General features: G+C 68.9%; 3 protein-coding genes. 1 reads left to right on the top strand and 2 read right to left on the bottom strand.

Going from position 1 to position 3,415, the window contains the following annotated elements:
* Both FVW20_RS10300 and FVW20_RS10295 read right to left on the bottom strand, forming a co-directional pair.
* Window positions 1–702: HAD family hydrolase (locus FVW20_RS10300; RefSeq protein WP_196609399.1), on the bottom strand; the 702-nt coding region annotated here is incomplete at its 3' end.
* Complete coding sequence (locus FVW20_RS10295; protein WP_307831483.1) at window positions 702–1,916, bottom strand: DUF3179 domain-containing protein; 1,215 nt, start codon at window positions 1,914–1,916, stop codon at window positions 702–704. The genes FVW20_RS10295 and FVW20_RS10300, both read right to left, overlap by 1 nt.
* A 304-nt stretch (window positions 1,917–2,220) precedes the next feature.
* Here FVW20_RS10295 and galE point away from each other — a divergent pair, with 304 nt between their 5' ends.
* Window positions 2,221–3,267, top strand: coding sequence for a UDP-glucose 4-epimerase GalE (gene galE / locus FVW20_RS10290; protein WP_196609395.1), 1,047 nt, complete (start codon window positions 2,221–2,223; stop codon window positions 3,265–3,267).
* Window positions 3,268–3,415 lie beyond the last annotated feature (148 nt).

Genomic DNA, 3,415 nt, shown 5'->3' with positions numbered 1-3,415 from the left:
GCTGGCCACCCCGGCGGTCAGGGTGCCCGCGCGGTGCCCGGTCACGATGTCCATGGGGTGGTCGCCCACCATCAGCGCCTCTGCGGGGGCGCGGCCCAGCATGCCCAGCGCGCGCAGCAGGTGGTCCGGGTCTGGCTTTACGCTGGGCACGTCGTCGCGGGTGAGCAGGCAGGGGCACAGGGCGTCCACGTCGGGAAACACGGCCCGCACCGCCTCCGGGCAGTTGCGGGTCACGATGGCAACGGCAACGTCCATGGCGGACAGCGCTGCCAGCATGGGGCGGGTGAACGGAAACAGGCTGCCCCGCGCGGCGGCCTCCACCTCCACGCGGCGGATGGCGGCGTGGGCATCGGCGTGCAGGGCGGCTGCGTCGTCGCGGCGGCCATGCGTTTCCAGCAGGCCCGCCACGTGGGCGATCCATTCCATCACCGGCAGGTCACGCCTGTCGGGAAGTCTCGTCGGCCCCGGCAGTTCCGCCAGCTCTGTTGGACCCGCTTGTCCCGCCTGGCCCGCCAGCCCCGTTTGATGGGGCATGTCCGGCGGATTCGGGCGTTGCGGCGGCTCCAGGTGCACCCGCATGGCCTCCGCCACGGTACGGCGCATGAGGCCGAAGTCCAGCGTGGGCGCGGCAAGGGTGCCGTCGAAGTCGAAGACCACGGCGCGCACGGCCACCCCGGCGCAATGCAGCGTGCGGCGGGCCATCACTGGAACGGGGCCAGTCCCGGCAGGTTCAGCTGGGGCTGGGACTGGGGCGGCGCGGGCCAGGCGTCACTGCTCGGCACCACCAGCGTTGCCGGGTGAAAGCTGGACCAGGCAAACCACATGGCGTTGACGGGGATCAGCTCGTTCAGCACGGCGCCCTTCATGGGGCCAGCCTCGGCCTTGCCGTCGATGGACCATTCGCTGCCGCTTTCGGTGTCCACCAGCCGGTTGGGGCTGCCCTTCTTCAGCGCGAAGGTGGCGGGCTTGCTCCACACCGTGCGGTCGTACACCCGGATCACGTCCAGCCGCCGGTCCACCACGGCCAGCAGCGGTGTGGGGCCCTGGTCGATGTTGGCCACGCCGTTCTTGCGCAGGGTAGCCACGTCGATGGCCAGTTGCTGCCCCTGCACGTCCATGCCGAGGATGGGCGTCTTGGACTTCATGCGCCTGTCCAGCTTGGGCACGGGGTGCATGATGCGGTCGTCGTCGTAGTAGGTGCCGGGCAGCAGGTAGGAACCGTAGGGATCCTTGCCGTACGAGCGGCGGATGGCCGTGGGGGTGGCCAGCACCTTCGCATCCGGCATGGCGGCGCGCGCCACGCCCCAGGTGGTCCACCAGGCGGGTATGCGTTGCAGCACCTTGCCGCGCATGGGGCCGTCGATGGCAATGCCCAGCAGTTGCGACCACAGGCTGCCGGTGGCCCTGTCGAACAGCACGGTGTTGTTGTACAGCAGGCGGCCATCCACGCCGAAGGTGGTCATGAACCGGCCCGCCTGGCCCTTGTACGCGGCCAGCACCCCGGTGAGCGGGCTGTAGGTGATGCAGTAGGTGGCGTCGCCCACCACCTCGTTGACCACCTCGTGCCAGACCATGATGCGCTGGGGGTAGATGCGCGGGCCGTCGGGCAGGCGCACCACGAAGACCGGTTCCGGGTCTTCCAGGCTGAGGGCGGCGCTGATGGTGGAGGTGTATTCCGGGCGGTACAGGGCGGGAATGGCGTCGGGCTTGATCTTGGTTTCCAGCAGGCTGGCCGTCAGCTGCTTCAGGTCGTCGTCGTTGCGGGGGCCCGCGGTGGCGGGCAGCGTCAGGCACAGCAGGGCGGCAAGGCAGGCGCAGACCAGTCCGCCGAGCCTGGGCAATCTGCCGCGCTGGGACAGGCCGCCGCGCTGGAACAGGTAGGCTCGCGCGAGCAGGCCGGACAGTATCGCCGGCACGGTGCAGTGTGGCGGAAAGATGATGCCATATGGTTGCATCCGTTGCCGCATGTGTTAGGTTCTCCTTGGCTGACGGCATGTTGCGGGGACGATGCGTTCCCTGCCCGGCATGCTGCCATGCGTTGCGTGCGGGGGTGCCATGCCGGATGTTCCGGAAGGCATGCCCGCAGGGCATGATGCCGACGGTGCGCGCCCAAGGCCGTTGCATCGGCATCGGGACAAGAATAGAGAAAACGGCGGCATGGGGCAAGGACGCCCCGATCCGTAATATTCGATGACGTTTTGCGACACCCCGGGAGGAACCATGGGCGAAACACCCATCTGCAACGTGCTGGTCTGCGGCGGTGCGGGCTACATCGGCTCGCACATGGTGCGGGCGCTGGTGGCGCGCGGCTGCACGCCCGTGATTTTCGACAATCTTTCCACCGGTCACGCCGATGCCGTGGATGCCGCCGCCCCAGACTGCGACCTGGTGCGCGGCGACCTGCTGGACCGCCAGGCCCTGCGCCGGGTGTTCGCCGAGCACAGCTTTGACGCGGTGATGCACTTTTCCGCCCGCAGCCTGGTGGGCGAATCGGTGCGCGAACCCGCACTGTACTATGCCAACAACGTCACCGGCACCCTGAACCTGCTGGACGCCATGCGCGAGGCTGGTGTGCTGCGGCTGGTGTTCTCGTCCACGGCGGCGGTGTACGGCAACCCGGTCACGGAACGCATCGCGGAGACGCATCCGCTGGCCCCGGTGAACCCCTACGGGGCGTCCAAGCTGATGGTGGAACGCATGCTGGCCGACCACGCCACTGCCTACGGGCTGCGTTCCGTGGCCTTGCGCTACTTCAACGCCGCCGGGGCGGACCGGGCGGGGGGCATCGGCGAATCGCATTCGCCGGAAACGCACCTCATCCCCAACATCCTGCGCGCGGTGCAGGGCACGGGGCCCGCGCTCACCGTGTTCGGCAGCGACTACGACACCCCGGACGGCACCTGCGTGCGCGACTACATCCACGTCAACGACCTGTGCAACGCCCACCTGGCCGCACTGGACAGGCTGCTGGCCGCCCCCGTGGGCACGACGGCACTGAAGGACGGGTTGACGGCAGGGCAGGGCGCCCTGCACTACAACCTCGGCAACGGGCTGGGGTTCACCGTGCGGCAGGTCATCGACGCGGCGGCGCGGGTGACCGGGCGCGAGGTTCCCTATGCCGTGGGGCCGCGCCGCGAAGGCGACCCGGCCCGGCTGGTGGCCGACAGCACGCTGGCTGGCAGGGAACTGGGCTGGACCCCGCAGGTTACGGATATCCGCGAGATCATCGAAACCGCGTGGGCCTGGCACAGCGATCAGAGGTACTGAGTACGTTCCGGTCGGGGATGGTTCCCGTGGGCGGATGCACGGACACCGCCAATTGAAAAGTTTTGGTGGAGGAGGGAGGGGGGCGGGGGGAGGGAGGAACCACCTTTTCCAAAAGGTGGTTCCTCCCTCCCCCGGTTCTGATTCTACT

It is taken from the genome of Nitratidesulfovibrio oxamicus, from assembly GCF_015731765.1.
GTDB classification, from domain to species: Bacteria; Desulfobacterota; Desulfovibrionia; order Desulfovibrionales; family Desulfovibrionaceae; genus Cupidesulfovibrio; species Cupidesulfovibrio oxamicus.
Note: the sequence above shows the minus strand (reverse complement) of the source record. Positions and strands in the feature narration are given on the sequence as shown.